A 22,736-nucleotide genomic window follows, 5' to 3' on the forward strand; every position below is an offset into this window, starting at 1 on the left:
AGGCGTTTTAACGCATTTTAGATCATTTCGTGCTATGGTACGCTTTTTGCACTGTTTTGTAGCAAAAGGAGTAAACTTCCCGTGACAATTACACCTCATGCGAAAGCAACTAAAATCGATTTATTCAGCCTGGCGACACCGCAAATGCGGACATTCCACCTAACTTGGATTGCATTCTTCCTCTGTTTTTTTGGATGGTTTGGAATCGCTCCACTTATGGTTTATGTTAGAGAAGAACTATCCTTAACAAAAGCCCAAGTTGGTAATATCATCATCGCCTCTGTAGCCATAACAATTTTTATGCGATTGTTCATCGGTTGGTTGTGTGACAAAATTGGACCACGGATTGCATATACAATTCTTTTAACATTGGGATCTATTCCCGTCATGTGTATTGGCCTTGCCGATAGTTATTTTTCTTTTTTACTTTTAAGATTGGCCATTGGAGCCATTGGAGCATCTTTTGTCATTACCCAATACCATACATCTGTTATGTTTGCGCCGAATATCATTGGTACGGCGAATGCTACAACGGCTGGATGGGGAAACTTAGGTGGTGGTGTGACTCAGATGGTGATGCCAATCCTTTTTGGATTTTTTGTCGCTTTTGGTTTTACGACTGGAGTTTCCTGGAGACTTGCAATGGTGGTTCCTGGTGCTGCTCTATTTTTTATGGGTATCATTTATTATTTTGGAACACAAGACACTCCCGGTGGAAACTTTAAAGATATCAAAGAAACTTATCCCACTTTTCAAGGTGGAAAGAAAAATTCACTTAGCAACTTTTTATTAGTCATCAAAGATCCTAGAGTTTGGTTGTTATTTCTTGCTTATGGAGCTTGTTTTGGCATTGAACTTACGATCAACAATATTGCAGCCTTGTATTATGTAGATCAGTTTCAGTTGTCGCCAACAACTGCAGGACTTATCGCTGGTCTTTTTGGTTTAATGAATTTGTTTGCAAGAACACTTGGCGGAGCCTTTGGTGATAAATTTGGAATTAAGTGGGGTCTTCGCGGAAGAGTTGTTTGGTTATCAGCTGTTTTAGCTGGAGAAGGACTTTGTTTGATTTTATTTTCACAAATGAGTTCACTGATTCTTGCCATTTCATCCATGATCGTCTTTAGTTTGTTTGTGCAGATGTCAGAAGGAGCTACATTCTCTGTTGTCCCTTTTGTGAATAAAAAAGCAATCGGTGCCGTATCGGGTATTGTTGGTGCTGGTGGAAATGCTGGTGCTGTCTCTGCCGGATTTTTATTTAGAGGAGATCTTAGTTACCAAAGTGCTTTACTCATCATTGGAGTCACTGTCACAGTAGCTGCTTTTTTTACCTTACTAGTTCGATTTTCAACAGAAGAAGAAAAAGAAGTAGGCGATGAACTGAGTAAAATATTACCTTCGGGTGAAAAAGAAACCACTTTGGTCTCTGCTACCTAATACAAAAATGGATCGATTTTATCGAAACACGATCCATTTTACACTTGTATCTTCAAAAACTCTCTCTTAAAATCTCCGTCTTAGGAGAGAGTTATGCATCAAATTCATTACCGGTCTTGCAGTTTATGTGAGGCAATGTGTGGACTTCAGATCGAATTGAAAGATGGTTCTATCCAAGGTTTTAAGGGAGATCCAGAAGACAAATTCAGTCGTGGTCATATTTGTCCCAAAGGCCCCGAACTAAAAAGTTTATACGAAGATCCCGATCGGATCAAACTTCCACTCAAACGTACTAAGTCAGGTTGGGAATCTGTTACTTGGGTAGATGCACTTTCTGATATTGCCAAACAAATTGTAAAAATTCAAGCGGAGTTTGGGGACGACTCAGTTGCCATCTATAATGGAAATCCTACGGTTCATAATTATGGATCAATGTTACTCGGACAAAGATTTGCTAGTCGGCTCAAAACAAAAAATAACTTCTCTGCTACTTCAGTAGACCAATTGCCCCACCAATTACTTTCTTATTTAATGTTTGGACACCAACTTTTGGTGCCGATCCCAGACATTGACCATACCGACTTTTTCTTAATTTTAGGCGGAAACCCATTTGCATCTAACGGAAGTTTAATGAGCGTTCCAGATGTGAAAAAAAGACTGAAAGCCATCCAGGATCGAGGTGGGAAGTATGTTGTGATTGATCCGAGGAAATCAGAAACAGCGACCCATGCAAACGAACATCTGTTTATCAAACCAGGAACAGATGCATACTTTTTACTTGCTGTCCTTCATTTTCTTTTCGAAAAACAACTTACCAAACCAAGTCATTTGGTTAGGAATGAAGATCTCAAAGCGTTGGAAAACATCACAAAAGATTATAGTCCGGAAAGAGTTTCCAAAATTACAGGAGTTGCGAAAGAAACCATCGAAAGAATTACATTCGAATTTGCGAATGCTCCCTCCGCTGTTTGTTATGGAAGGGTTGGAGTTTCGACGCAAGAGTTTGGTGCCATTTGCCAATGGCTTATCAACGTCATTAATCTTGTCACTGGCAATTTAGACAAAAGAGGTGGGGCAATGTTCACACTTCCTGCGGTTGATTTAGTGGGAGAAGGATCTGTGATGCGCTCTTCACCCGGAAGTTTTAATTCATACCAATCAAGAGTCCGTAAACTTCCTGAGTTCAGCGAAGAACTTCCTGTCGCAGCCCTTGCCGAAGAAATTCTGACAGAAGGAGAAGGGAAAATTCGTGCCCTATTTACCTCGGCAGGAAATCCAGTTTTATCAACACCTAACGGAACAAAGCTGGACAAAGCACTAGCAAGTTTAGACTTTATGGTAAGCATTGATTTTTATTTGAATGAAACAACAAAACATGCAAATTATATCTTACCACCAACTTCCGCTTTAGAACATGATCACTATGATTTAATTTTTAATGTATTTGCTGTCAGAAATACCGTTAGATACAACCAACCTCTATTTTCGCCAGAACCTGGTATGTTGCATGATTGGGAAATTTTTTCGGATCTAACAAAACGATTGGAATTAACAAGAGCGGGGAAAGAACTACCGAAAGATATCATCAAAACAAAACTAACACCCGCTAGTATCATTGATCATGCGCTCAAATCGGGCCCGTATGGTAACAAAGGGAAACCTGGAGGCGAAATGAGTTTGGACTTACTCAAAAACAATCCACACGGAATCGACTTAGGACCGTTGAAACCCAGTTTCCCAGATCGATTGTATACAGAAGATAAAAAAATCCAACTTTTCCCAAACATCTTAAAAGAAGATCTACCAAGGCTTCGTCGTAAGTTTACTGAATGGGAAGAGTTGGCTTCGGACAATTCTCATTTTTTACTAATAGGACGCAGACATTTGCGCAGTAATAATTCTTGGATGCATAACTTACCAAAACTAATGACCGGAAAACCGCGTTGTACAATTATGATCCATCCAGATGACGCAAGTACATTAGGAATTTTGAATGAAGAAGAAGTGATCGTAGAATCCTCAGTTGGTAAAATTCAAATTCCGGTAGAGATTACAGAAGAATTAATGAAAGGTGTTGTCAGTATTCCTCATGGATTCGGACACAATCGAGTTGGAACGAACCAAAAAGTAGCCAAAGAATTTTCTGGAGTGAGTATAAATGATTTAACCGATGACCAAACCATCGACGAATTTTCAGGTAATGCAGCTTTTAGCGGGATCAAAGTTTCGATCAAAAAACAAACAGCTTAATCAAGAATTTATTTTTAAGAAATGGATGTAAGCTCTCCTCCCTCCCTTCAGAGAGTATTTTTCCAAAGTGTTTGGGAAATAGGCCAGTGCTTTTTTCGAACGGATTCCTGTTTCACAAATACAAACAAGCATTATATCTTTTCCCAACTTATGCGTGATCCCATTTTCCAATTCTGAAAGTGGTAGAAGAAAACTACCGACGATTGGGTGAGATTCCGCTTCCTCTTTTTCTCTTACATCAACAAGAAGGACATTTCCTCTTTTTTGATAAGATAAAAAATCCTCAATGTCAATCTCTGATCGAACCGATTCAAAATGGATTTCTTTTTTCCCTGATCCGCAAGATGGACATTCAACACTAGGTTCGATCTTCGATTGAAAAAGAGTGGGAGGATTCCATTCCATAAAATAAACGGAAGATACATCCGTATTGTCAGGGTCTAGAAGGTATTGTAAAACCAAAGAAGTTTGGTAGGTTCCCGCCAATGCGGTTTGTACACCGAGTACACCACCAATATTACAACTTAAAGTATCTCCTTCCTTTAAATTAGGAAACAAACAACGATAACACGGCTTCCCTTCACCTGAAAAAATTGCAAATTGGGCACTTGTGCGAAACACTGAAGCCGCCACAAATGGAATCGATTTTTTTATACATAGATCGTTAATCGCATACTTAGAATTAATTGTATCCGTACAATCCAATACAATATCCCAAGAATCAAGTAACTCAGGCTTTGTTGATTCAGAAATGAGTTCAGAAAAACATTCCACTTGGAGCCAAGGACAATGTTCCAACAAAATTTTTGCTACTACTTCCGTTTTGGGTTTTCCTACGTCTTCAAACGTAAACAATGTTTGGCGATGAAGGTTAGAAACTTCTACTACATCAAAATCAACTAGACCAATACGACCAATTCCGGCAAGACCAAGGTGCAATGCGGCAGGACAACCAAGCCCCCCAAGGCCAATGATGAGTACAGATGAATCCTTCCATTTTTTTTGACCAACAAAACCAATTTCAGGAACTTGAATTTGGCGCTGAAAGAATTGATCCTCGAGAGAACCCATAAATAAGAGGAGAATTTACGATTGAACGTAAGCAAGGAGAAATTAAAATGCAGGTAAAATAGTTTAATAACTAAATTCATTCCTCTATTTTTGTTTCCACTGGAGAAAACTAGATAAAACTCGACCTTAAGGTGAAAGAAGATACCAGAAAATTTGAAGTTCTTCGAGTGAGCATTTTATCTCATTGTAGTTTTGCCTGTGTTTATTGTGCGCCAAAAAACAAACCCAACCCAAACATCTTATATCCAAAAATTCATTACCTAACACCGGAACTTTTAGAATCAAAAATCGACATCCTAAAAAATCATATTGAAATAAAAGAAGTTCACCTAACAGGCGGAGAACCAACTCTTCACAAAGACTTAATCCAATTAATAAAAACTCTGGGAAATCTTCAGGTCAACGAAATTGCCATTACATCCAACGGTTTTTTTGAAGATGGTCTGATCGAAAAAATGAAACAGGCAGGTCTCACTCGAATGAATTTTTCACTGGATAGTTTTTCACAATCAGGCTTTGAAAAACTTAGTGATCGCAAACTTCCAGTTGAACTTCTTTTTAAACGAATTTTGGAAGCAAAACAAACTGGATTGGAAGTGAAAGTCAACTGCACAGTCTTAAAGGGTTACAACGATGGGGAAATTTTGGATTTATTAAGTTGGGCTGGCGAAAATAAAATCCCCATTCGTTATTTAGAATTTATGAAGATGGGACCGTTACAAGAGGAACATGCGGATTGTTTTTATTCTGCAGAAGAAATTCGAAACACAATCATAAAAAAACACAATTTCAAACCATATCGTACACCTATCGATTCTACAGCCACCTATCATATCACAGACGAAGGTTTTATTTTTGGAATCATAGCCAATCACACTGAACCATTTTGTGAAGGATGTAATCGTTTGCGAATGGATTCCCTTGGAAGAATCTACGGATGTTTGAGCGATCAAACTTCTTTTGATTTACCTTCGGAATCATCGGAAGTGCCTGTTATACTAGAAAAAGCAATGAATACAAAAAAAACACAGTTTACTGGTTCCGAACTGTCTATGAAATTTATTGGAGGATAAATGAAAATACAACTTTTATCATTTGCGGCACTAAAAGATTTTTTTCCACCAAAACAAGAGCTGAGCCTCGATGGAATACACACAGTTTTTGATTTAAAAAACTACCTTCAAAACAAAAATCCAGATGCAAGTAACTTAATCAAAGTCAGCAGAATTTCAATCAACCAGATCATTGCCAAAGATTCTGATACCATAACCGAGGGATCCATTGTAGCAGTTCTTCCTCCATCAAGTGGTGGTTAGGTGAATATAAAATGACGTTTAAACACATCACAGAAGAAAAACTATCACTACCAACTGAGTTCCCTGCTCTACCGAGTATGGGTGGATATGTTTTATTTGCAGGAATTGTGCGAGACATCAATGATGGAAAACAAGTAACACATTTAGAGTATGAAGCCTATTCAGAAATGGCAAACCAAATGATCGCAAACATCATTGCGGATGCGTTCCAAAAATGGGAATTACAATATGCAGATTGTATCCATCGGTTAGGAAAATTAAATTTAGGTGAAGTGGCAGTTATAGTCAGTACCGGATCCATCCATAGAGATGAAGCATACAAGGCAAATCGATACATCATTGACCGAGTCAAACACGAAGTACCAATTTGGAAAAAAGAGTTTTATATCAATGGAAGTTCTGAATGGTCCAAAGGCTGCGTGGATGAATTGCACGAACACTAATCCCACTTTTGTTTTGTTAGCTGGAGGAAAAAGCGTAAGAATGGGAGAGGACAAAGGTTTGGTTTCGATTCACCAAAACTCCAATTTCTTAAGCAGATCATTCAAAAAACTCAATGTTTTTAGTAAGTCTATTTTTATTTCACTTCGTGAAGAACAAATTGATCTATATGCAAAATACATCCCAAAAACATCTTTTATCCTGGACAAAGACCTTCCAATCGAAGGTCCCCTAAAAGGAATTCTTTCCTCCTATCTTTATCTAAAAGAAAACAATTTATCCGATCATTTTATTTATTTTTTACCGATTGATATCCCATTCGTTAAATTACGAACCATCAAAAGATTGTTAGATGTTTATCATACGCAAACCACACCAATACAGGGAATTTTTTACAAATCAAACTCTGGTTTAGAACCATTATGTGGAATTTATTCCTATGCGCTTTTATCCGAATGGACCAAATCAATTTTTCAGGATAAAACCCCTGAATTTTCTTTACAAAAACGAATCAGAAATATGTTACCAAAGCCAATCATTCTAAACTTACCTTCAAATGAAGAATATAACTTCAGGAACATAAACTCTAAAAAGGATTTATAAAATTGGACTTCCATCAGCGAAAAACAAATTGGATCTTCGATATGGATGGCACTTTGACAATTGCAATTCATGATTTTTCGGATATTAAACGACAGTTAGGTCTTCCCCAAGATACAGATATTCTTACTTCTCTTTCTCGCTTGCCTCCAGAGGAATCTTTGGAGAAACGAAAACAGTTGGATACTATCGAATTAGAAATTGCAAAAATGGCAAACCCATCACCTGGTTGTTTGACACTACTTCAAAAAATAAATGTTAGTTCGAATCATTTAGGAATTCTCACGAGAAATAGTTTCCATAACTCAGTCGAAACATTGAAAGCAACTGGTCTTTTAGATTATTTTCATAAAGATTATATTTTCTGTCGTGAACGTGCCATACCAAAACCAAATCCAGAAGGAATTTTACGTTTGATGGAACTTTGGAACGCAAAGCCACATGAGACAGTGATGGTCGGTGATTATGTTTATGATCTTGAGGCAGGTTATGCTGCCGGTGTCGAAACTGTCTACATTGATCCAGAAGGGAAGTTTCCGTTTAGGGAATCTGCAACCCACTGTATCAGACAATTGGATGAATTGCTCTACCTCTAACCAAATTTAGGAAATTCCCTCACCAATCAAAAACTTTTTTGTAGTGTATCTTGTGAAAAAATACGAGGGAATCCAGAAATCCACGACAACATTAATTTTCATATATTATAATGTTTGACTATGTTAATTAACTTCCAAATTTATGGTAAATTTTAACAAAAATTTGACTTTAAACTCTTTAACAATTGTTATAAAAATAAATGAGAGTTCTTTCTTTTAACATAATTACCATTTCCGTTTCTTTCCTATTTTCTTGTAACCAAAGTTCAACCGGAACAGATCTCTCAACTATCGCACTATTAAGTTTTAATGGACAGTCTGTTGCTACATCATTAGAAGAAAAATTTCAATCAGTAGAATCAAAAACTTTTTACCGAAAAGATGGAAACATCCAATTCCAAGACATTCTCATTGAATACAAATTAAAAGAATCCAAAGGAGAGTCAGAGACTGTAGAGGCATTTTTAGGGAACCCTAGTGAGATTTCTTTTAATACTCAAACCAAACAAGTCATAGGACATTTGAATCAAAAAGAAGATCTATACCAAACAAATTCGATTCCTTTTTCTTATTCGGACTACACTAGAAGATTCAAAGTCATCTTAACCTTTAAAAAGGAAGGAAAGATTGTTTCTTACTTAGAAGTGACAACCATCCCCCCAAATCCTCCAACAATTCCACCGAATTCCATCATCTTACCTGCAATTACTTACGAAACAAAACGTTCGTTAATTGGAGGAACTGAATACCAAGTCATTCGAGTCAAGTTCCAAGCGGGAGCAGACTTGAGTCCGTTTACGAAACTAGATGCATACATAGGTAGACCGAGTATCATCGCGCTCGCCGCTGATAATTATAACGTAATCAATTATATCAAAGCTACCTATTACGATACTTCTTTAGGAAATTTTTTATTTTTAACCCCAGAACTAAACGCATCATACAAAATCATTGTTGTTGGTGCCACAGCCGATGCAAAAGGAAATCGAAGTATCGATACAACTCCTCCTGCCCCACCACCTTCCCCATGTGCTGGTAGTGTCAACGCACCTGCCACAATTGGAAACTGTAGCACACATTGTTTGGTTGTCGATTTGGTTGGTAACCAAATGAATTATATTGCAAAAACAAATCTTGAATCTAATTTAGAAGATTACCTATCTTTAGATGCCAACAGTACCACTCCAAGTGGCGGTACTGGACCCGCCAATCTTGCATGGATTGAACATTTCTCTCCCATAGGTGCAGGTGAATACCAAACCGAAAACAGAAGTTTCGATGTCACGACCTACGCTCATTCGTGTATTGTTCTTTCTTCTTATCTTGTAAAAGATGGTCCGAATGGGTTTGTTGATAATTATATCACGGGAAAAGTTAACGTTCCATAAATCCCAAGATATACATTCAAAACTAAATATGAATTGGGTTTTGATTTAAAATTGGAAATCTAATTTCAATGATTGAGCCACTTCGTTTTTCAAATACGATGGTCCCTCGTAATTGTTTTACTAGATTTTTCACGAGAGTTAAACCCATACCTTTCCCATCTAACACTGTATTATCAATTCCGGGGCCATCGTCTTTTACAATCAGTAAAAATTGATCTTCCTCTTTTCCGAGATGGACATTGATCGTTCCAGAATTCCGACTCATAAACGCATGTCGAAAGGAATTAGAGACAAGTTCATTTAATATCAGACCCATAGGAATAGCCCTATCTAAATCCATTTCCAATCCTTTTTCAATAGAATCATGTAGCTCAAATTTGTTTTCATTGTTTATATAAGTATTTTTTAAATTACCCAAAATAGAATCAAAAATACGATTCAAATCAACATATAACAAATTAGGTGAACCATAAATAATCTTATGAACAGAAGCAATCGCCATTATACGATTCTGAATCAAACCCAAGGAGGTAGTTAATTTTATATCATTCTCTGACTCTACTTGCATTGCCAAAAGTCCAGATATGATTTGTAAATTATTATTCACCCTATGATGAATTTCGGTTAATAACTTTGTTTTTAACTTAAAATCGGATTTTATCTGCCTCTCATGTTCAATTCGTTGGGCCTGTTCTTTTTTGACAGAATGGACATAGAGATAAATCAAAAAAAACATCGCATAAAGGTCTTTAAAAAAACCTTCATAATCATCGAAATAATCGATAGAAAATCCATGTTCAAAAACATTAGAAATGCTCACATAACAAGGTATCGTCGCCAAAATTAAGACGAATGCTCCTTCCCCTCGATAACTTGGCTTACGAATTAAACTTCTTATGATAATAACAATTGCGAATACATAAACCAACAAACTTAACAGGTTGAGTATTGCTATAAAACCCATATCAGCGCGCAGCCACCAGGATCTCTTTTCTCAAGCTGACCAAAAAAAGTAAGGAAGAAATAAAGTAAAACGAATGCTCTAATACATTAAAAAAGTCAGGGAAAACATAACCTTCCACAACTGTAAAAATATTGCTAAGCCAAACACAAACGAATCCTAAAATCAAATAATAGAATTTGGGGATAAGTCCTGACCAAAGTAGGCGTAAGGTGATGAGTAACCCAATCGTGTCAAAAATAAGATTCAATACTTCACTAATTTGATACATATCTTCTCAATTCCGAGTGAATTCTACTTTTCCAGAGGATATACTATAACAGGGTTTTGTTTACGGTAAAGTGATAATTTCCGAAAAAAGGGAACATAAAACATCTGAAATTAATTGAATCAAAGCTTTTTAAAAAAAATTGATTGTCCGGGTAGAAATCTGTTTCATACAAAAACAGAATGTCCGACCACCAATTTTTACCATTTACTGCCAAAATAGAAATCATAGGGATCAACCCGTTTGTTTTTTTGCCAAAACCTATTTTAATTACCCTAATGGAACAAGCACAAACAGATAGAGGTAAAATTAGAGTGATTCTCAAAATGGAAGGATTCGAATTTACACAAACGCTCGTTAAATACCAAGGAGAATGGCGGCTTTATCTCAATACTCCCATGAGAAAGGCAGCCAAAAAAGAAGTTGGAGATAAGGCACGGTTTGAAATAAAATTCAATCCAGAATCAGCAGAACACCCCGTTTCTCCAGAACTGCAAGAGGCCCTCGCCAAAAACAAAGAAGCAAAAAAAATATTTCAAAGTTTAAGCCCCTCTCTTCAAAATGAAATCATGCGTTATATCTTTAAAGTAAAATCGGAAAAAAGTAAAAAAGATAACGTAGAGCGAGTCATCCTTTATCTGTTGGGAAAAGGAAAGTTTTTAGGAAGAGAAATGAATAAAAAACTTTAAATCGAAATTTTAAAATCTATTACAACAATTCTTCTGGTTTCATTTTAGCCAACCGCAACACATCCGTTAGAAATTTTCTGTGACTTATGATCGATTCTTTTTTGGACTCTCTTGCCGGATTAAAAATCCCACGTTTTCTAAAAACTTTCCAAGGATCTAATTGGATATCTGACCAAGTTCCAATCTCAAGCGTTAATGGAAGAAACCTTGAATCTTTTGTAGGTGAAAGTTCTTTTGTTTTTTGAAATTCGTTATACAAACGGTCCCAAAGATCTCCATGTGTTGTATAAGTCTCACTCTGAGGTCCAAATCGATATAATATATGATTTAACCTAGTAGTAAGATGATTTGCTATTTTTTGAAACAACGATTCGTCCACACATTGATCATGTGTTCCTGCATAAGGCCACCAAACATGATCCACTGCACCAAATCCTGAGTGGATGTCTATCACTGGAATCATTGTATTTTTAGCAGGCAAAAAGTATTCACTATAAAAACGATCCAAAACTCTCGACTCAGCTTGCAAAATATTTCCTCGATAATAAGGAAAGACATTCGAAATTTTATGCCCGCCAAAAAAGAAGGGAGCTTTCACAGCTTCCACGCCGGAGTTGCGCATCAAATCGACACCATTCGGATTTGATCTACGTTTCATTGCAACCCCACCAGGATTTAAGATAGGAATACAAACAATCCCTAATTCACCATCTTTAATTTCACGATACAATTCAGAAGTTTTGCGAGCGAAGAGATCATCCAAAAAATCCAACAGAACACGGATACCGATTGTTTCGAGTCCATGTACACCTGCGACAAGACCAGCTACATTCCGTTTGATAGCACTTTCTTTCCCAATCTCTAAAACATAAATTGGAAAACGAAACCCAACTTCCGTTTTGGTTGAAAAACCAAACTGTTTGAATCGGACTAATTTACCACCTAACTTAACGATTTTTAATATCCTATTTTCATATCGATTTAGACGTTTCATTCCTCTAAGCATCAATCATTACCTACTTTCCCTGGCCTACTTTGTCCCAATTACCTTCTATCATTTGAAGGGACATTCCTCACTCTCGCAAAAAGAATCATTTTAGAGAAATTCTATTTAAGAAAAATATATTACAATTTGGTTACGAAAAATATAAGAAAACAAAAAGAGAAACAAACTAATTCTATTGAAATCATAAACTCAAAACCATTTTATGATTTCAATAGTAAAGAACCCTCTTTCATTACGAATCAATTTTATGAATCAACCAACTGCCAAATCCAAACAAAAGAAATACAGAGAAGAGTGGATTAATTCAAATGGAATCAAAATTCACACAGGGATTTGGCCAGGAAAAAAACAAACAATCATTTGTCTCCATGGTTTATCAGGCAACCTATATTCTATGAAATCTCTTGCCGAGCGACTCAACCGCTTAGGCCATCGGGTAATCTCTTATGATCTGAGAGGACGCGGAAAATCGGACAAACCTGAATCCAATTATGGATTTCGTAACCATCTCGATGATCTAAAGTCGATCCTGACACATTACAAAGTTAAAAATCCAATATTTTTTGCACATTCCTTTGGATGTATGATTGCTCTTCGTTATGCCATTCTTTATCCAAATGAAATAAAAGGGATGATACTCATGGACGGAGGTGGGCTTCTTTCTTTGCCAAAAAGAATCCAAGTTCTAAAAGTATTAAAACAATCTTTTGAAAGATTGGATATTATTTATCCAACAGTATCCGAATATTTAAAACTCATTCAAAACTCTCCTCTTGTACCAAGATGGTCCAAAGAGATAGAGGAATACTTCCGATTAGAACTACACAAAACCAAAGATGGTTTCATCTGCCATATGCCAGGTTTCGTTATGGAAGAAGAATTGAAAGAGATGGGAGGTTCTATGGATTTTTATAAAATATTCAAATATTTAATCCAAGATCCAAAACGAGTTTTTTCAAAAATGAAAGACAACAAAACTTTAAATTTTGAAAAAATAACAACACCTACCTTAATTCTACGGGCTACTGAGATGAATTTATTTCCAAAAGATGATTTATTACCAAAATCTTCTTTTGATTCTATGTTGAAGAGAATTCCGAACTCTAATGGAAAAGAAATCAAAACAAACCACTATGGAATCCTTTTTGACAAAATCAAAGAAAGAGACAATGCGATTGAAAATTTTCTTTTTGGGTTAAATGAAAAAAAAATGGGAATTTCCCAATAACGAAATCCCCTATTCGCTGAAATTTTACGGATGTCCCTTTCCTTTACACTTCCCACCCTTAACAGTAGAATCCCAATAACAATCGGGATTTTTCAAACACTTGGTGCTGTCTGGTTTTTTGGTACAAAGTTTATGAACTTTACCTTCCACTTTATCAGGGTTTAAAGCCGGTTCATTTTCAGCAGTTTCTACTTTGCCCTGCATTTTGCAGGAGAGATCATTTTCTTCGCATTCTTCCGCAAGTAAGGGAGAAATAGAAAAAACAAAAACCACTAGTAACTTTAGAATTAAAAATCGATTCATATCTACTCCTTAAACTTTCCCAATTTCATAGAGGGCAAGTTTAACAAGAGATGCAACCAAAAGGCAATAAATTTTTTACTCAATACTCAAAACCATACCACAAAGAGTTACTGAAACCTACCACTGAATCATCGATTGCAATTGCATTGACTAGTTCCGTACAATTTCTAAGTTATGGTAAGATAAAAAGCCAATTGATTTCGAAATGAATCCTTTTGGTTTGCAGAATGGATCTCGATACATGAAAACGCATACAGAAACGGAACGATGTTCCTGGTGTCTCAAATTTGACCAATACATCCAATACCATGATAAGGAATGGGGAGTTCCCGTTCATGATGACCAAACCCATTTTGAATTTTTGATCTTAGAAGGAGCACAAGCAGGCCTTAGTTGGTCGACGATCTTAAAAAAACGAGAAGGTTACAGAAAAGTTTTTGCAAACTTTGATCCCATCAAGGTTGCAAAATTCACTGATCAAAAATTGGAAAAGATACTTCTCGATCCATCGATAATAAGAAATCGATTGAAGGTTTTTGCAGCAGTCAACAATGCAAAACGTTTTTTAGAAATCCAAAAAGAGTTTGGTTCTTTCGACCAATATATTTGGAGTTTTGTTGGTCACAAAACCATTAACAAAAAAAGAAAAAGTTTAACTGAAGTCCCAGCCACTACCATTGAATCAGATAATTTAAGCAAAGATCTAATCAAACGCGGGTTCAAGTTTGTAGGCAGTACGGTCATTTACGCTCATATGCAGGCCTGTGGCTTGGTGAATGACCATATAGAAAGTTGTTTTCGTTATAAAGAATTAACTTCTATCTCTTCAGAACCCCATAAAAAATAACATTTACAACTTCCAGTTGAAATTCATGAATGTTCAGTGGAATTGTGATAGAATTTTTGTTACTAAGAATCATTTCAATCGAAGAAAGAAAGAGATGAACGGCGACCTCGGGCATAAAGCCGTCCCGAAGTTCTCCTTTCATTTTCGCCATATTAAATATTTTGCCAATCGATTCAGGAATTTCTTTTTCCCTTCGTTTTTTAAATCGTTCCATATGTTGCGGAAACATTTCAGAAATTTCTCGGATAAACAAATCATTCATCACATACGGTGATTCCTCCACAAGCGATCTGTGCATTTTAGAAAACTTCTGCACGGCAGTCAAGGTCTCATCATCTGCAATCTCTTGGATGATTTTCTGAATCTCCGATTGTTTATGATCCATATAAAATTCCATAAGGTCTTGTTTATTGGAATAGTATTTATACAAAGTTTTGCGACTAATCTTTAAAGAACTTGCAATTTCTTCCATTTTTGTTTTGGAATATCCATACTTCAGGAAAAGTTCTTCCGCTTTTTCTAATATTCTAATTTGAACTGGATCCAAATGCAAAACCCTCACTTTTTCCTTTTCTTCATGGAATCAATCATCCGTGTAATATACTGGTAAACCGCTGGGATCACGTAGAGAGTCAAAATCGTTGAGGAAATCAAACCTCCAATCACAGTCACTCCCATACTGGTTCTCTGTTTCGAGGCTTCATTGAGTCCAATGGCCACAGGCAACATACCTGCAATCAGTGCAATCGATGTCATTAGGATAGGTCTTAACCTTGCCCGACCCGCTTCAATGAGCGCCGTCCTCGTATCCACTCCAGTATTTTGTAAGTCTTTTGCAAAATCAATGAGAAGAATCGAATTTTTAGTTGCCAATCCAAAAAGTAAAATCATTCCAATGTTAGCAAATATATCCATTGATTTCCCGGTTAGATAAAGTCCGAAAAATGCTCCCGTCATTGCCAAAGGAATCACCACCAATATGGAGATGGGAATGATAAAACTTTCATACAAAGAAGCAAGCACCAGATAAATAAACACAACTCCAAGCCCAAGCGCAATGGCCATATTTTTTCCCGTAGATTCCAAGTTCTCCGTTTGTCCACTATAGGAAACTTTGAGTCCTTCTGGAAGAGGTAGGTCTTCTTTTAATATCCTTTGTAGTTCGGACATTGTGTATCCAGACCCTCGCCCATTGGGATTGGTATCTGCGGAGATTTCAACCGAACGACTTCGGTTTTGTCTTTGGATGGTGGCAGGGCCCGTGGTCGAAACTCCAGAGGTTACAAAAGAAAGTGGAACCAGATAACCGTTGATATTCGGAACCATGACCTGATTAAAATTCTTCTCAATATTCCTTTGATCTTCTAACATACGAACACGGATGTCGTATTCTAAGTTATTTTCACGAAACACTGCCGAAGTATCACCCTCAACGATGGTTCTTAGTTCGCGACCCAGAGCCTGCGGGTTCACACCTAACCTAACAATTTGTTCTCCTTTCGGAACAATTTTAAATTCAGGGGCACCTTCTCGCAAACTAATGTCAGGATCTGTTAAGTCAGGAATTTTTTTGATTTTTTCAAAGAGAAGTTTGCTATAGGCTTCCATTTTTTCCGCATCATTTCCAGTAATGACAAAAGAAAAGGATCTTTGCCCACCACCAATCGCATCATAGTTTTTGACTATTGGTTTTGCATCAGCATAGGGAGTGAGTTCCTTTCTGATGTATTCCTTAAACTGAGGAGTATTGAGTTTTCTTTTTTTAGAAGATACAAGTTCCACATAAATATCAATTTTGTTTTGTTTTACATATCCAGCAGTTAGATACACTTCTTTCTTAGATCGCAAAAGTGCATTCACTTCTTCATTTAGTTTTTTTGTCGCCTCAACACTAGAACCCGGCGGCAATTCAAAGGTCACTGTAAATTGACCTAAATCCTGTGTGGGGATGAATTCAGATTTTAACGTTTTAGAAACAAATATACTACTTACAAATATAAAAAGAGCAATCGCCAATATCAACAATGGATGTTTGGTTGATACCTCCAATGTTTTTACATATCCATTCGTTAACTTTTCTTGGAACCTGTCAAAGGCATGTAAGGGAATCGAAAGAAATTTTTCTATTTTGTTTGGCTCTTTGGTTTTGAGTTCTCCCCCAAAGTAAGCTGACATCATTGGAGCAATGGTTAAAGCATCGTATAAGGAAATGAGTAAGGCAAAACAAACGGTAAGCCCGAAGGGACGTAAAATTTGTCCAATCACTCCATCGATAAAAGCAATCGGACCAAACACGGCAAGAATGGCGAAGGTAGTAGCAAGAACAGCAAGTGTGACTTCTTTTGTTCCATCAAGGGCAGCCTGTTTGCTATCTTTACCCATTTCTTTATGTCTATGGATATTTTCTCTGACCACAATTGCATCATCAATGAGAAGTCCTACCGCAAGAGACATGGCAAGTAATGTCATTTGATTGATGGTAAATCCAGCAAGACCCATAAGGATAAAAGATCCAAGGAGTGAGGTAGGTAGAGCAAGGCCTGTAATTAAAGTCGAACGGACACTCCCCAAAAAGAATAGAACTACAATGATCGTCAGTGCAATTCCAATGTAGATGGATTCTTCTACGTCCCAAACATTATCTTTTACCACTTTGGAAGAATCATTATAATAATCGAAAGTTACTTCCGGAAATTCTTTCTGAAGGTCGCTGACCTTCTTCTTAACTCCTTCTGCCACCTGCACGGAGTTAGCTCCCGATTGTTTATAAACCAGTAAAAAAAGAGCAGGTTTTCCATTCCAATAAGCAAGGGAAGTAATATCTTCCGAACCTACAAGGACACGTCCCACATCTGACAACTGAATGGGAATTTCGTTATTCAAAAAACTAATAGGAACATTTCGAATTTCATCAAAACTTCTGTATTCATTGATCGTTCGAAAAGATAAATCGGAATCTTTCCCGCGAACTTTCCCGGCAGGAATATTGGCACCACCGGCAGCAATTTTCTGTGAAACCTGTGAGGCAGATAAATTCCTTGCTTTCAATTGATTTCGATCTAACTCTACCCAAATTTCTTTTTTTCGCCCACCAATGATGTCCACTGAACCTACATTCGAAACAGAAATTAACCTTTGTTTGATTGTTTCAGAGGCAAAATCATAAAACTCGTTATCACCTAATTTGGATTGAAGGGAAATACTTAAGATCGGTTGGTCAGCTGGATCCAATCGTTTGATGACTGGTTCTTCCAATTCGGCTGGTAATTTTTTTTTGGCAAAGGCTACCTTGTCCCTGATTTGTTGCTCCGCATAACTGATTACAGTTTCAGAGGAAAATTCAGCCACAATCACTGCCGAACCTTCATTACAAATAGATCGGAGTTTTTTTAATCCTGAAATGGTAGAAAGTTCGTCTTCAATTGGTTTGGCGACCAAGGTTTCAATTTCATTGGGAGCCGCACCTGGATAAGTAACATTAACGGATATGGTGGGAATACTCATATCAGGGAAGTTTTCAACCCCGAGTTTACCAAAACTCACAATCCCAACCACAACGATGAGAATCACCGTACAGGCGATAAATACTGGCCTTTGTATTGATAATTTTGCTAAATTCATTGATTTTCCTCTGTATTAAGTAATGTTAGTTGTTCTGGATCTAATGAATATTTTTCAAAGAAAGTCCCTTTGGAAATTTCATATTGTACGATGGCGATATTGTAAGTGATGAGAGATTGGGAATGATTGGACTGAGACCTAACATAGGCATCCATAGCATTTTTTAATACAACGGAAGTCCCTCTTCCATTACGAAAAGCAGACAAAGCTTTATCATAAAAAAGTTTACTTTCCTCTTTGTTTTTTTTGGCTTCCAAAAAGAGTTCGTAACTAACGTTTAAGTTTTCTCGTTTCGATAATAAATCAGCCCTTACTTTGTTTTGAGCTTCTGTCCATTCCAACTGCGCTTGTCTTTTTTCTGATTCGGCTTTTTTGTATTCAGCTTCGGCAATCTCATTTCCTAATGGATATTCCAATTTAAATTCGGCAGTATTTTGATTGAACCTTCCACCAAGGATTCCATAAAAATCTTGGGGAAACTGTTGGTCATAATTTTTAAAATTGTATGTCCCACCTACCGAAAACTTTGGCAACAAACCGTTGTCTGCTGATTTAAAATTGTCTTCAGAGTTCTTTAGTTGTAAGAGTGCTGCTCGCACATCATATCTTTTTTCAAGGGCAGAGATCACTTCTTCTTCGTAGTTCGAAGTGACGGCAATTTTTTCCTCAATCAAAACTGGTAAAAAAGAAAAGTTCTCTTCCGGTTCCTTACCAAGAGAGGCAAGCAAATCACGTCTGTTTTTGTTTCTTTCCAATTCGGAATTTTTAACAGCACTGGTAGCGGTTAGAACAATGGAATTCCATTGGTGGATATCACCTGTTGGATCCAATCCAAAGTTGGCTTTTTTAGAATAAATATCCCGAATCGTTTTTGCATTTCCAAGAAGAGATGAATTTGTCTGAAAAATCTCCTCTGACAAACTTAAATTCCAAAATTCAATGAGTGAATTCACCAAACTTTTTGATAAAGAATCCAATGTATTTAATCTTTGAATGGAGGAAGACCGTCTAGCAGTCGCTAATTTTAATCTGTCTTGGTATCCAAAAAAGTTTTTCAGGAGATCCTGGCTGATATTGATACCGACCGTCGCAAAATGGTAAGAAGGTTGCGCAAAACTAGAGAACCCACTCGAATTTTGTGTTTTACCGGCATTCGTTTCAAAACGATTGTCGATGACTGCAATTCCAAATGTTGTTCCTGTGCTAAACTTTTTATTGATTCCCGCCTGCAGGCTGTTATCTGTGATTCTTGTTCCTTGGATGGCATATTGAGGAAGGTTGAAGTTTGTGGTATTCTTTGCCGTCCCTTTCGCCTCTGCAGTCCATGCGTAAGCCCCGTTTGCTTTTTCCCAATCGTAGTTTGTCGTCTTTAACTGCAGTTTGAGAGTTTGTAGGCCAACTTGGTTTTCCCAGGCCATCTTTAGGATATCATCCATCCGCAAGGAGGTGGTTCGCTCCGGTTCCTTGGCTGAAAGTGGCCCCATTCCAGCGAAAAGGGCGAAAAGCACTGCCGCGAGACAAATGGTGGAGGAAAAATTCTTGGTTTCGATCATTTGCTTTGGAAACATATTTTGTATCCTTTGTTTCTTTATGAAACAAATACAGTTTTCTTTGTTTCCATACAAGCAAAAAAATTAGAATCCTTAGAAATCGAGAAACAGGCCGGAGTTGTACGAGGAAATTTGAAAAAACGTAAGAGGATTTATGACTTTCGGAACAAAAGTTCCCTTTGATCCAATGCAGTTGCTGCAACGGCAGAGAGTCCAGAAAGGTTTTTCAATCTGGGACCATCCCCTTAAACCAAAAACCTTCCGGACATGGTTGACTTCACTTTATTTCTTTTCGGCCACCACAACAGCTTTGATCATTTTCCACCGCTCCTGATCGTTGTAGAACGTATACAAGGATTGAAACTTCATCACTGGACTTTCCAAATCTGCTTTTACAAATCCGAACTGATCCAAAAATTCAATTGAATGGATATTCACAGCCCTGTCCACTCCACCAATTTTTCCTTCTTTTAGGGAATCAATATACTTTGTTTTATCAGAACTAAATACAGAAGCACTTCCCTTGATAGACACACTATCTGCATAGTCCGAATGAAACCCAGACTCCACTTCTGCAATTTTTCTTTGATCAATATTCTTCATAAGAGAGAGAAACTCTCTTTTCAAAATATCTTGATTTGTTTCTACTTTTGTTTGGTTTGTCATTATCCTTATCCTTATTTTGAGATTACTAAAATACAATCACACTTATCATCCAATGACTTATAATTGTTGCTATAGCAACAATATATGTAAAAAAAATCAATCCATTGATTCCTCATAAATTTGATCAATAATCCGTTTGAACGTTTTAAAATCCTGAGTTGAAAGTTTTTTAAACATCCGTTTTCTCTCTTCTGTCACAACAGAAGCCATCAACTGATAAATCTCTATCCCTTTTTTTGTGGGGTATACTTGATTTTTTCTTCGGTCTTCGGGGTCGGCTTGAATTTTAATCCAACCTTTCTCTTCCATATTACGTAGAGCACGAGCCATAGAAGGCCGATCATCAAAATCCCTTCCTAAATCAGACTGGCTACAACCAGGTTGTTTCACCAAACGAACGAGAACAAACCACTGCTCTGGAAATAACTCCAACCCATTTGTAGAAGCAAGTCTCATAAACTGACGTCGTAAGGCACGGACAGTCCGATAAATCAAATAAGCATAGGAATTTTCTAAATCAAATGTATCAGACATATTGTTGCTATAGCAACAATAAAAAAAACCAAATATTTGTCAAGGAATATAAGATTCCAGAGAACAGATCTTCCAATCAATCATCCTTGACAGAAACTTCCCATACATTATAGTATAAAGTTTTTGCACAAATTAAAAGGAGTATTTTAATGAATACACAAAACAAAATATGTCTAACACATTTTGATTATGACCGACTCAAACTCATGATTTCGGATCATACCAAAAAAAACAAAGTAGATAACAATATCAAAGATCTACTCGGTGAAATTGAAAGAGCACAAAAAGTAGACTCACATGTTATTTCAGCTAACTTCGTCACAATGAACTCAATCATCGAGTTAAAAAACCTCGAAGAATTAGAGTTTCAAGAATTTCAATTGGTATTTCCAGAAGAAGCAAATTCAGAAGAAAACAAAATTTCAGTTTTAGCTCCTATCGGAACAGCCGTATTAGGTTACAAAACCGGAGATGTCATCCAATGGAAGTTTCCTGGAGGTGAAAATCTCTTCCAAATCACCAATGTCAAATACCAACCAGAAGCCAACGGTGACTTTCATCTCTAAAAATAAAAACCATTAAATTTAACATAGGTTTGGCGCTCCCAATCCAATGTCATTTGGTGGTCTTATCCTTTATGGGCCGGGCTCCTACGGGGTCCGCATACGCTCCCGTCTGCCATACGGCAGACCAAGGCCCTACGGATCCACTAGCGCTTGTCAGTTTTCGTTTAATACGGCTTTACAGGGAGCAGAAATCGAAGCCTCATTTTGAAACAAACATTTCAGAATACGACCTCCTCCCGGAATGATCCAACGACAGTATTCACTCACATCTTCCTTGCAAAATCCTTGGGACTTCTCCTTCATCGAATCTGAAAGTGCGTTTTGTCCGGCTTCGCAGGCTTCTGATAAATTTTTCCCACGTTCTTTCAAACATTGTAAAATACGAGCTTTGGTAGGTTTGACTCCCTGACAAAAACTGGTTATTTCAGGTTTACAAATTTCATAAATTGTTTTTGTCTCAGCAAACAAACTGATATGAAAACAGAGTAAAAGAAAAAGTATAAATCGATTCATAAATCTATTGTTCCTCATTTTATCTAGATTGAAAGTCAGGTTGAATTTACCTGATCTTTTTGTTATCTGCAAATCAAAAAATAGTCCATTCGATTGTAAGATTTGGATCTTGCATTGAACAAAATCATTCAATTTAAAAATTCCAAAAATGAAATTCCTCTTTTTTTTAAAAAAAACAATGATTGTCAAAAATCTTTGAATATCGTTTATTTTTGGTAAAATGAAAAGAGAACTGAGGAAGGTAAATGTAGCCAATGTCCCAATTTTAAAAATAGATTGAGTAAGGACTGTTTGATGATCCCGTTCTTTTGAAATCTGTGTGCAGAAGTAATGGCGGTATAAGGAAGTAAAACTGGCCAAATGATTTTTCTAAACTTTAAACTCAATTCCGTGTCTTCAAAGATAAAATCCAAACTCAGATCGGATTTCCAAAGTTTACGGTCAAAAAAAACACAATGGTCCAAATAAACGATTCCCTTATACTTGACTCGAATCCAATTTGAATACCAAGAAATCAAACGTAATAACAAATGTTCCTCATCAAATCGATGCAAAAAACCTCCCCAAATTTCTTTTTTTTCTTTATTACAACTTATCTGGATTAGGTGATCGATTGCCTCTTTCGGAAGTTTAGTTCTTGGATGATGGAATAATACAATTTCTCCCTTCGATTTGTGAAACCCAATGTTTAATCTTTCCGCCCTAGTAACAGCTTCCGATGTATTGATTTGAATGATTTCGATCTCTGGATGATTGGCAAACCCAAGTAAGGAACTTTGAAATAAATAGTTTTCGCCATTGTCCGTTGGAATGATGATACTGAGCATTGGAATTTTTCTATTTTGGTTCTATTCAGTTTAAGAACCAAAAAAAGAAAAGCGAAAA

At 36.8% G+C, this 22,736-nt stretch carries 25 protein-coding genes; 12 read left to right on the forward strand and 13 right to left on the reverse strand.

Going from position 1 to position 22,736, the window contains the following annotated elements:
* The first annotated feature begins 81 nt into the window (after positions 1-81).
* A complete protein-coding gene (locus EHQ47_RS13230) occupies positions 82-1,437 on the forward strand; it encodes an MFS transporter (protein ID WP_208727442.1) in 1,356 nt (451 codons plus the stop codon).
* A 93-nt stretch (positions 1,438-1,530) separates the two neighbouring features.
* On the forward strand, positions 1,531-3,687 hold the full coding sequence (locus tag EHQ47_RS13235; RefSeq protein ID WP_135777331.1) for a molybdopterin-dependent oxidoreductase: 2,157 nt from the start codon (positions 1,531-1,533) through the stop codon (positions 3,685-3,687).
* On the opposite strand, the gene EHQ47_RS13240 is transcribed toward EHQ47_RS13235, so the two are convergent.
* Positions 3,688-4,758, reverse strand: coding sequence for a HesA/MoeB/ThiF family protein (locus EHQ47_RS13240; RefSeq protein WP_135747529.1), 1,071 nt, complete (start codon positions 4,756-4,758; stop codon positions 3,688-3,690). It lies immediately after the preceding gene.
* Between the two features lie 131 nt (positions 4,759-4,889).
* Between EHQ47_RS13240 and EHQ47_RS13245 the strand changes: the two genes are divergently transcribed.
* The 6 genes from EHQ47_RS13245 (at position 4,890) to EHQ47_RS13270 (ending at position 9,099) form a co-directional block, all read left to right on the forward strand.
* A complete protein-coding gene (locus EHQ47_RS13245; protein ID WP_135747530.1) occupies positions 4,890-5,831 on the forward strand; it encodes a radical SAM protein in 942 nt (313 codons plus the stop codon).
* Positions 5,832-6,074, forward strand: coding sequence for a MoaD/ThiS family protein (locus tag EHQ47_RS13250; protein ID WP_135747531.1), 243 nt, complete (start codon positions 5,832-5,834; stop codon positions 6,072-6,074).
* An 11-nt stretch (positions 6,075-6,085) separates the two neighbouring features.
* Positions 6,086-6,517: a molybdenum cofactor biosynthesis protein MoaE gene (locus EHQ47_RS13255; protein WP_135747532.1), complete on the forward strand. Its 432-nt coding sequence runs from the start codon at positions 6,086-6,088 to the stop codon at positions 6,515-6,517.
* Positions 6,498-7,118 (forward strand): molybdenum cofactor guanylyltransferase, encoded by a 621-nt coding sequence (locus tag EHQ47_RS13260; RefSeq protein WP_135747533.1) that lies wholly within the window; start codon positions 6,498-6,500, stop codon positions 7,116-7,118. Before EHQ47_RS13255 ends, EHQ47_RS13260 begins: the two co-directional genes overlap by 20 nt.
* Before the next feature lie 41 nt (positions 7,119-7,159).
* Entirely contained in the window at positions 7,160-7,711 is a 552-nt protein-coding gene (locus tag EHQ47_RS13265) for an HAD family hydrolase (RefSeq protein WP_244290346.1), read from the forward strand.
* A gap of 200 nt (positions 7,712-7,911) precedes the next feature.
* A complete protein-coding gene (locus EHQ47_RS13270) occupies positions 7,912-9,099 on the forward strand; it encodes a hypothetical protein (RefSeq protein WP_135777332.1) in 1,188 nt (395 codons plus the stop codon).
* Between the two features lie 22 nt (positions 9,100-9,121).
* Here the strand turns inward: EHQ47_RS13270 and EHQ47_RS13275 are convergent, their stop codons facing one another.
* Positions 9,122-10,063: a sensor histidine kinase gene (locus EHQ47_RS13275; RefSeq protein ID WP_135777333.1), complete on the reverse strand. Its 942-nt coding sequence runs from the start codon at positions 10,061-10,063 to the stop codon at positions 9,122-9,124.
* A 1-nt stretch (position 10,064) separates the two neighbouring features.
* Positions 10,065-10,331 (reverse strand): hypothetical protein, encoded by a 267-nt coding sequence (locus EHQ47_RS13280; protein ID WP_135749261.1) that lies wholly within the window; start codon positions 10,329-10,331, stop codon positions 10,065-10,067.
* A gap of 179 nt (positions 10,332-10,510) precedes the next feature.
* Between EHQ47_RS13280 and EHQ47_RS13285 the strand changes: the two genes are divergently transcribed.
* Positions 10,511-11,017, forward strand: coding sequence for a YdeI/OmpD-associated family protein (locus EHQ47_RS13285; protein ID WP_135749260.1), 507 nt, complete (start codon positions 10,511-10,513; stop codon positions 11,015-11,017).
* Between the two features lie 19 nt (positions 11,018-11,036).
* On the opposite strand, the gene EHQ47_RS13290 is transcribed toward EHQ47_RS13285, so the two are convergent.
* On the reverse strand, positions 11,037-12,023 hold the full coding sequence (locus EHQ47_RS13290; protein WP_135777334.1) for a M14 family zinc carboxypeptidase: 987 nt from the start codon (positions 12,021-12,023) through the stop codon (positions 11,037-11,039).
* A gap of 247 nt (positions 12,024-12,270) precedes the next feature.
* Between EHQ47_RS13290 and EHQ47_RS13295 the strand changes: the two genes are divergently transcribed.
* Entirely contained in the window at positions 12,271-13,251 is a 981-nt protein-coding gene (locus tag EHQ47_RS13295; protein ID WP_135777335.1) for an alpha/beta fold hydrolase, read from the forward strand.
* Between the two features lie 24 nt (positions 13,252-13,275).
* Here EHQ47_RS13295 and EHQ47_RS13300 read toward each other — a convergent pair whose 3' ends face one another.
* A complete protein-coding gene (locus tag EHQ47_RS13300) occupies positions 13,276-13,554 on the reverse strand; it encodes a hypothetical protein (protein WP_135748427.1) in 279 nt (92 codons plus the stop codon).
* A gap of 241 nt (positions 13,555-13,795) precedes the next feature.
* Here EHQ47_RS13300 and EHQ47_RS13305 point away from each other — a divergent pair, with 241 nt between their 5' ends.
* Positions 13,796-14,401, forward strand: a complete 606-nt coding sequence (locus EHQ47_RS13305) for a DNA-3-methyladenine glycosylase I (RefSeq protein ID WP_135748428.1) — start codon at positions 13,796-13,798, stop codon at positions 14,399-14,401.
* Here EHQ47_RS13305 and EHQ47_RS13310 read toward each other — a convergent pair.
* From EHQ47_RS13310 to EHQ47_RS13330, 6 genes are all read right to left on the reverse strand, one after another.
* Positions 14,373-14,948 carry a TetR/AcrR family transcriptional regulator gene (locus tag EHQ47_RS13310; RefSeq protein ID WP_244290347.1) on the reverse strand — a complete coding sequence of 192 codons (576 nt, stop codon included), beginning with the start codon at positions 14,946-14,948 and terminating at the stop codon, positions 14,373-14,375. The genes EHQ47_RS13305 and EHQ47_RS13310 overlap by 29 nt on opposite strands.
* Positions 14,949-14,959: 11 nt before the next feature.
* Positions 14,960-18,022 (reverse strand): efflux RND transporter permease subunit, encoded by a 3,063-nt coding sequence (locus tag EHQ47_RS13315; RefSeq protein ID WP_135777336.1) that lies wholly within the window; start codon positions 18,020-18,022, stop codon positions 14,960-14,962.
* Positions 18,019-19,458 carry a TolC family protein gene (locus EHQ47_RS13320; RefSeq protein ID WP_244290348.1) on the reverse strand — a complete coding sequence of 480 codons (1,440 nt, stop codon included), beginning with the start codon at positions 19,456-19,458 and terminating at the stop codon, positions 18,019-18,021. Before EHQ47_RS13320 ends, EHQ47_RS13315 begins: the two co-directional genes overlap by 4 nt.
* Complete coding sequence (locus tag EHQ47_RS19855) at positions 19,451-19,621, reverse strand: hypothetical protein (RefSeq protein WP_244290349.1); 171 nt, start codon at positions 19,619-19,621, stop codon at positions 19,451-19,453. The genes EHQ47_RS13320 and EHQ47_RS19855 overlap by 8 nt, the downstream gene beginning before the upstream one ends.
* 233 nt (positions 19,622-19,854) lie before the next feature.
* On the reverse strand, positions 19,855-20,238 hold the full coding sequence (locus EHQ47_RS13325; RefSeq protein WP_208727443.1) for a nuclear transport factor 2 family protein: 384 nt from the start codon (positions 20,236-20,238) through the stop codon (positions 19,855-19,857).
* Between the two features lie 96 nt (positions 20,239-20,334).
* On the reverse strand, positions 20,335-20,772 hold the full coding sequence (locus tag EHQ47_RS13330) for a MarR family winged helix-turn-helix transcriptional regulator (protein WP_135777337.1): 438 nt from the start codon (positions 20,770-20,772) through the stop codon (positions 20,335-20,337).
* A gap of 149 nt (positions 20,773-20,921) precedes the next feature.
* On the opposite strand from EHQ47_RS13330, the gene rnk reads away from it, so the two are divergent.
* A complete protein-coding gene (rnk, locus tag EHQ47_RS13335; protein ID WP_135777338.1) occupies positions 20,922-21,338 on the forward strand; it encodes a nucleoside diphosphate kinase regulator in 417 nt (138 codons plus the stop codon).
* Positions 21,339-21,491: 153 nt separating this feature from the next.
* On the opposite strand, the gene EHQ47_RS13340 is transcribed toward rnk, so the two are convergent.
* Together EHQ47_RS13340 and EHQ47_RS13345 are read right to left on the reverse strand one after the other, a co-directional pair.
* The gene (locus EHQ47_RS13340; protein WP_135777339.1) at positions 21,492-21,851 is read right to left on the reverse strand and encodes a cysteine rich repeat-containing protein; all 360 of its coding nucleotides are present in this window, start codon (positions 21,849-21,851) and stop codon (positions 21,492-21,494) included.
* Between the two features lie 206 nt (positions 21,852-22,057).
* Positions 22,058-22,678, reverse strand: coding sequence for a hypothetical protein (locus tag EHQ47_RS13345; protein WP_135748434.1), 621 nt, complete (start codon positions 22,676-22,678; stop codon positions 22,058-22,060).
* Positions 22,679-22,736: the final 58 nt, after the last annotated feature.

Origin of the sequence: Leptospira bourretii, assembly GCF_004770145.1 — a bacterium.
Classification (GTDB): Bacteria; Spirochaetota; Leptospiria; order Leptospirales; family Leptospiraceae; genus Leptospira_A; species Leptospira_A bourretii.

Excerpts from the sequence above, each read along its gene's own strand:
- EHQ47_RS13325 (WP_208727443.1), bottom strand. The coding sequence starts at position 20,238 with ATGACAAACCAAACAAAAGTAGAAACAAATCAAGATATTTTGAAAAGA.
- EHQ47_RS13275 (WP_135777333.1), bottom strand. The coding sequence starts at position 10,063 with ATGGGTTTTATAGCAATACTCAACCTGTTAAGTTTGTTGGTTTATGTA.
- rnk (WP_135777338.1), top strand. The coding sequence starts at position 20,922 with ATGAATACACAAAACAAAATATGTCTAACACATTTTGATTATGACCGA.
- EHQ47_RS13305 (WP_135748428.1), top strand. The coding sequence starts at position 13,796 with ATGAAAACGCATACAGAAACGGAACGATGTTCCTGGTGTCTCAAATTT.
- EHQ47_RS13255 (WP_135747532.1), top strand. The coding sequence starts at position 6,086 with ATGACGTTTAAACACATCACAGAAGAAAAACTATCACTACCAACTGAG.
- EHQ47_RS13265 (WP_244290346.1), top strand. The coding sequence starts at position 7,160 with ATGGATGGCACTTTGACAATTGCAATTCATGATTTTTCGGATATTAAA.
- EHQ47_RS13280 (WP_135749261.1), bottom strand. The coding sequence starts at position 10,331 with ATGTATCAAATTAGTGAAGTATTGAATCTTATTTTTGACACGATTGGG.
- EHQ47_RS13295 (WP_135777335.1), top strand. The coding sequence starts at position 12,271 with ATGAATCAACCAACTGCCAAATCCAAACAAAAGAAATACAGAGAAGAG.
- EHQ47_RS13345 (WP_135748434.1), bottom strand. The coding sequence starts at position 22,678 with ATGCTCAGTATCATCATTCCAACGGACAATGGCGAAAACTATTTATTT.
- EHQ47_RS13270 (WP_135777332.1), top strand. The coding sequence starts at position 7,912 with ATGAGAGTTCTTTCTTTTAACATAATTACCATTTCCGTTTCTTTCCTA.
- EHQ47_RS13340 (WP_135777339.1), bottom strand. The coding sequence starts at position 21,851 with ATGAATCGATTTATACTTTTTCTTTTACTCTGTTTTCATATCAGTTTG.
- EHQ47_RS13235 (WP_135777331.1), top strand. The coding sequence starts at position 1,531 with ATGCATCAAATTCATTACCGGTCTTGCAGTTTATGTGAGGCAATGTGT.
- EHQ47_RS13240 (WP_135747529.1), bottom strand. The coding sequence starts at position 4,758 with ATGGGTTCTCTCGAGGATCAATTCTTTCAGCGCCAAATTCAAGTTCCT.
- EHQ47_RS13285 (WP_135749260.1), top strand. The coding sequence starts at position 10,511 with ATGTCCGACCACCAATTTTTACCATTTACTGCCAAAATAGAAATCATA.
- EHQ47_RS13315 (WP_135777336.1), bottom strand. The coding sequence starts at position 18,022 with ATGAATTTAGCAAAATTATCAATACAAAGGCCAGTATTTATCGCCTGT.
- EHQ47_RS13260 (WP_135747533.1), top strand. The coding sequence starts at position 6,498 with ATGAATTGCACGAACACTAATCCCACTTTTGTTTTGTTAGCTGGAGGA.
- EHQ47_RS13320 (WP_244290348.1), bottom strand. The coding sequence starts at position 19,458 with ATGGATGATATCCTAAAGATGGCCTGGGAAAACCAAGTTGGCCTACAA.
- EHQ47_RS13250 (WP_135747531.1), top strand. The coding sequence starts at position 5,832 with ATGAAAATACAACTTTTATCATTTGCGGCACTAAAAGATTTTTTTCCA.
- EHQ47_RS13290 (WP_135777334.1), bottom strand. The coding sequence starts at position 12,023 with ATGCTTAGAGGAATGAAACGTCTAAATCGATATGAAAATAGGATATTA.
- EHQ47_RS13300 (WP_135748427.1), bottom strand. The coding sequence starts at position 13,554 with ATGAATCGATTTTTAATTCTAAAGTTACTAGTGGTTTTTGTTTTTTCT.
- EHQ47_RS13330 (WP_135777337.1), bottom strand. The coding sequence starts at position 20,772 with ATGTCTGATACATTTGATTTAGAAAATTCCTATGCTTATTTGATTTAT.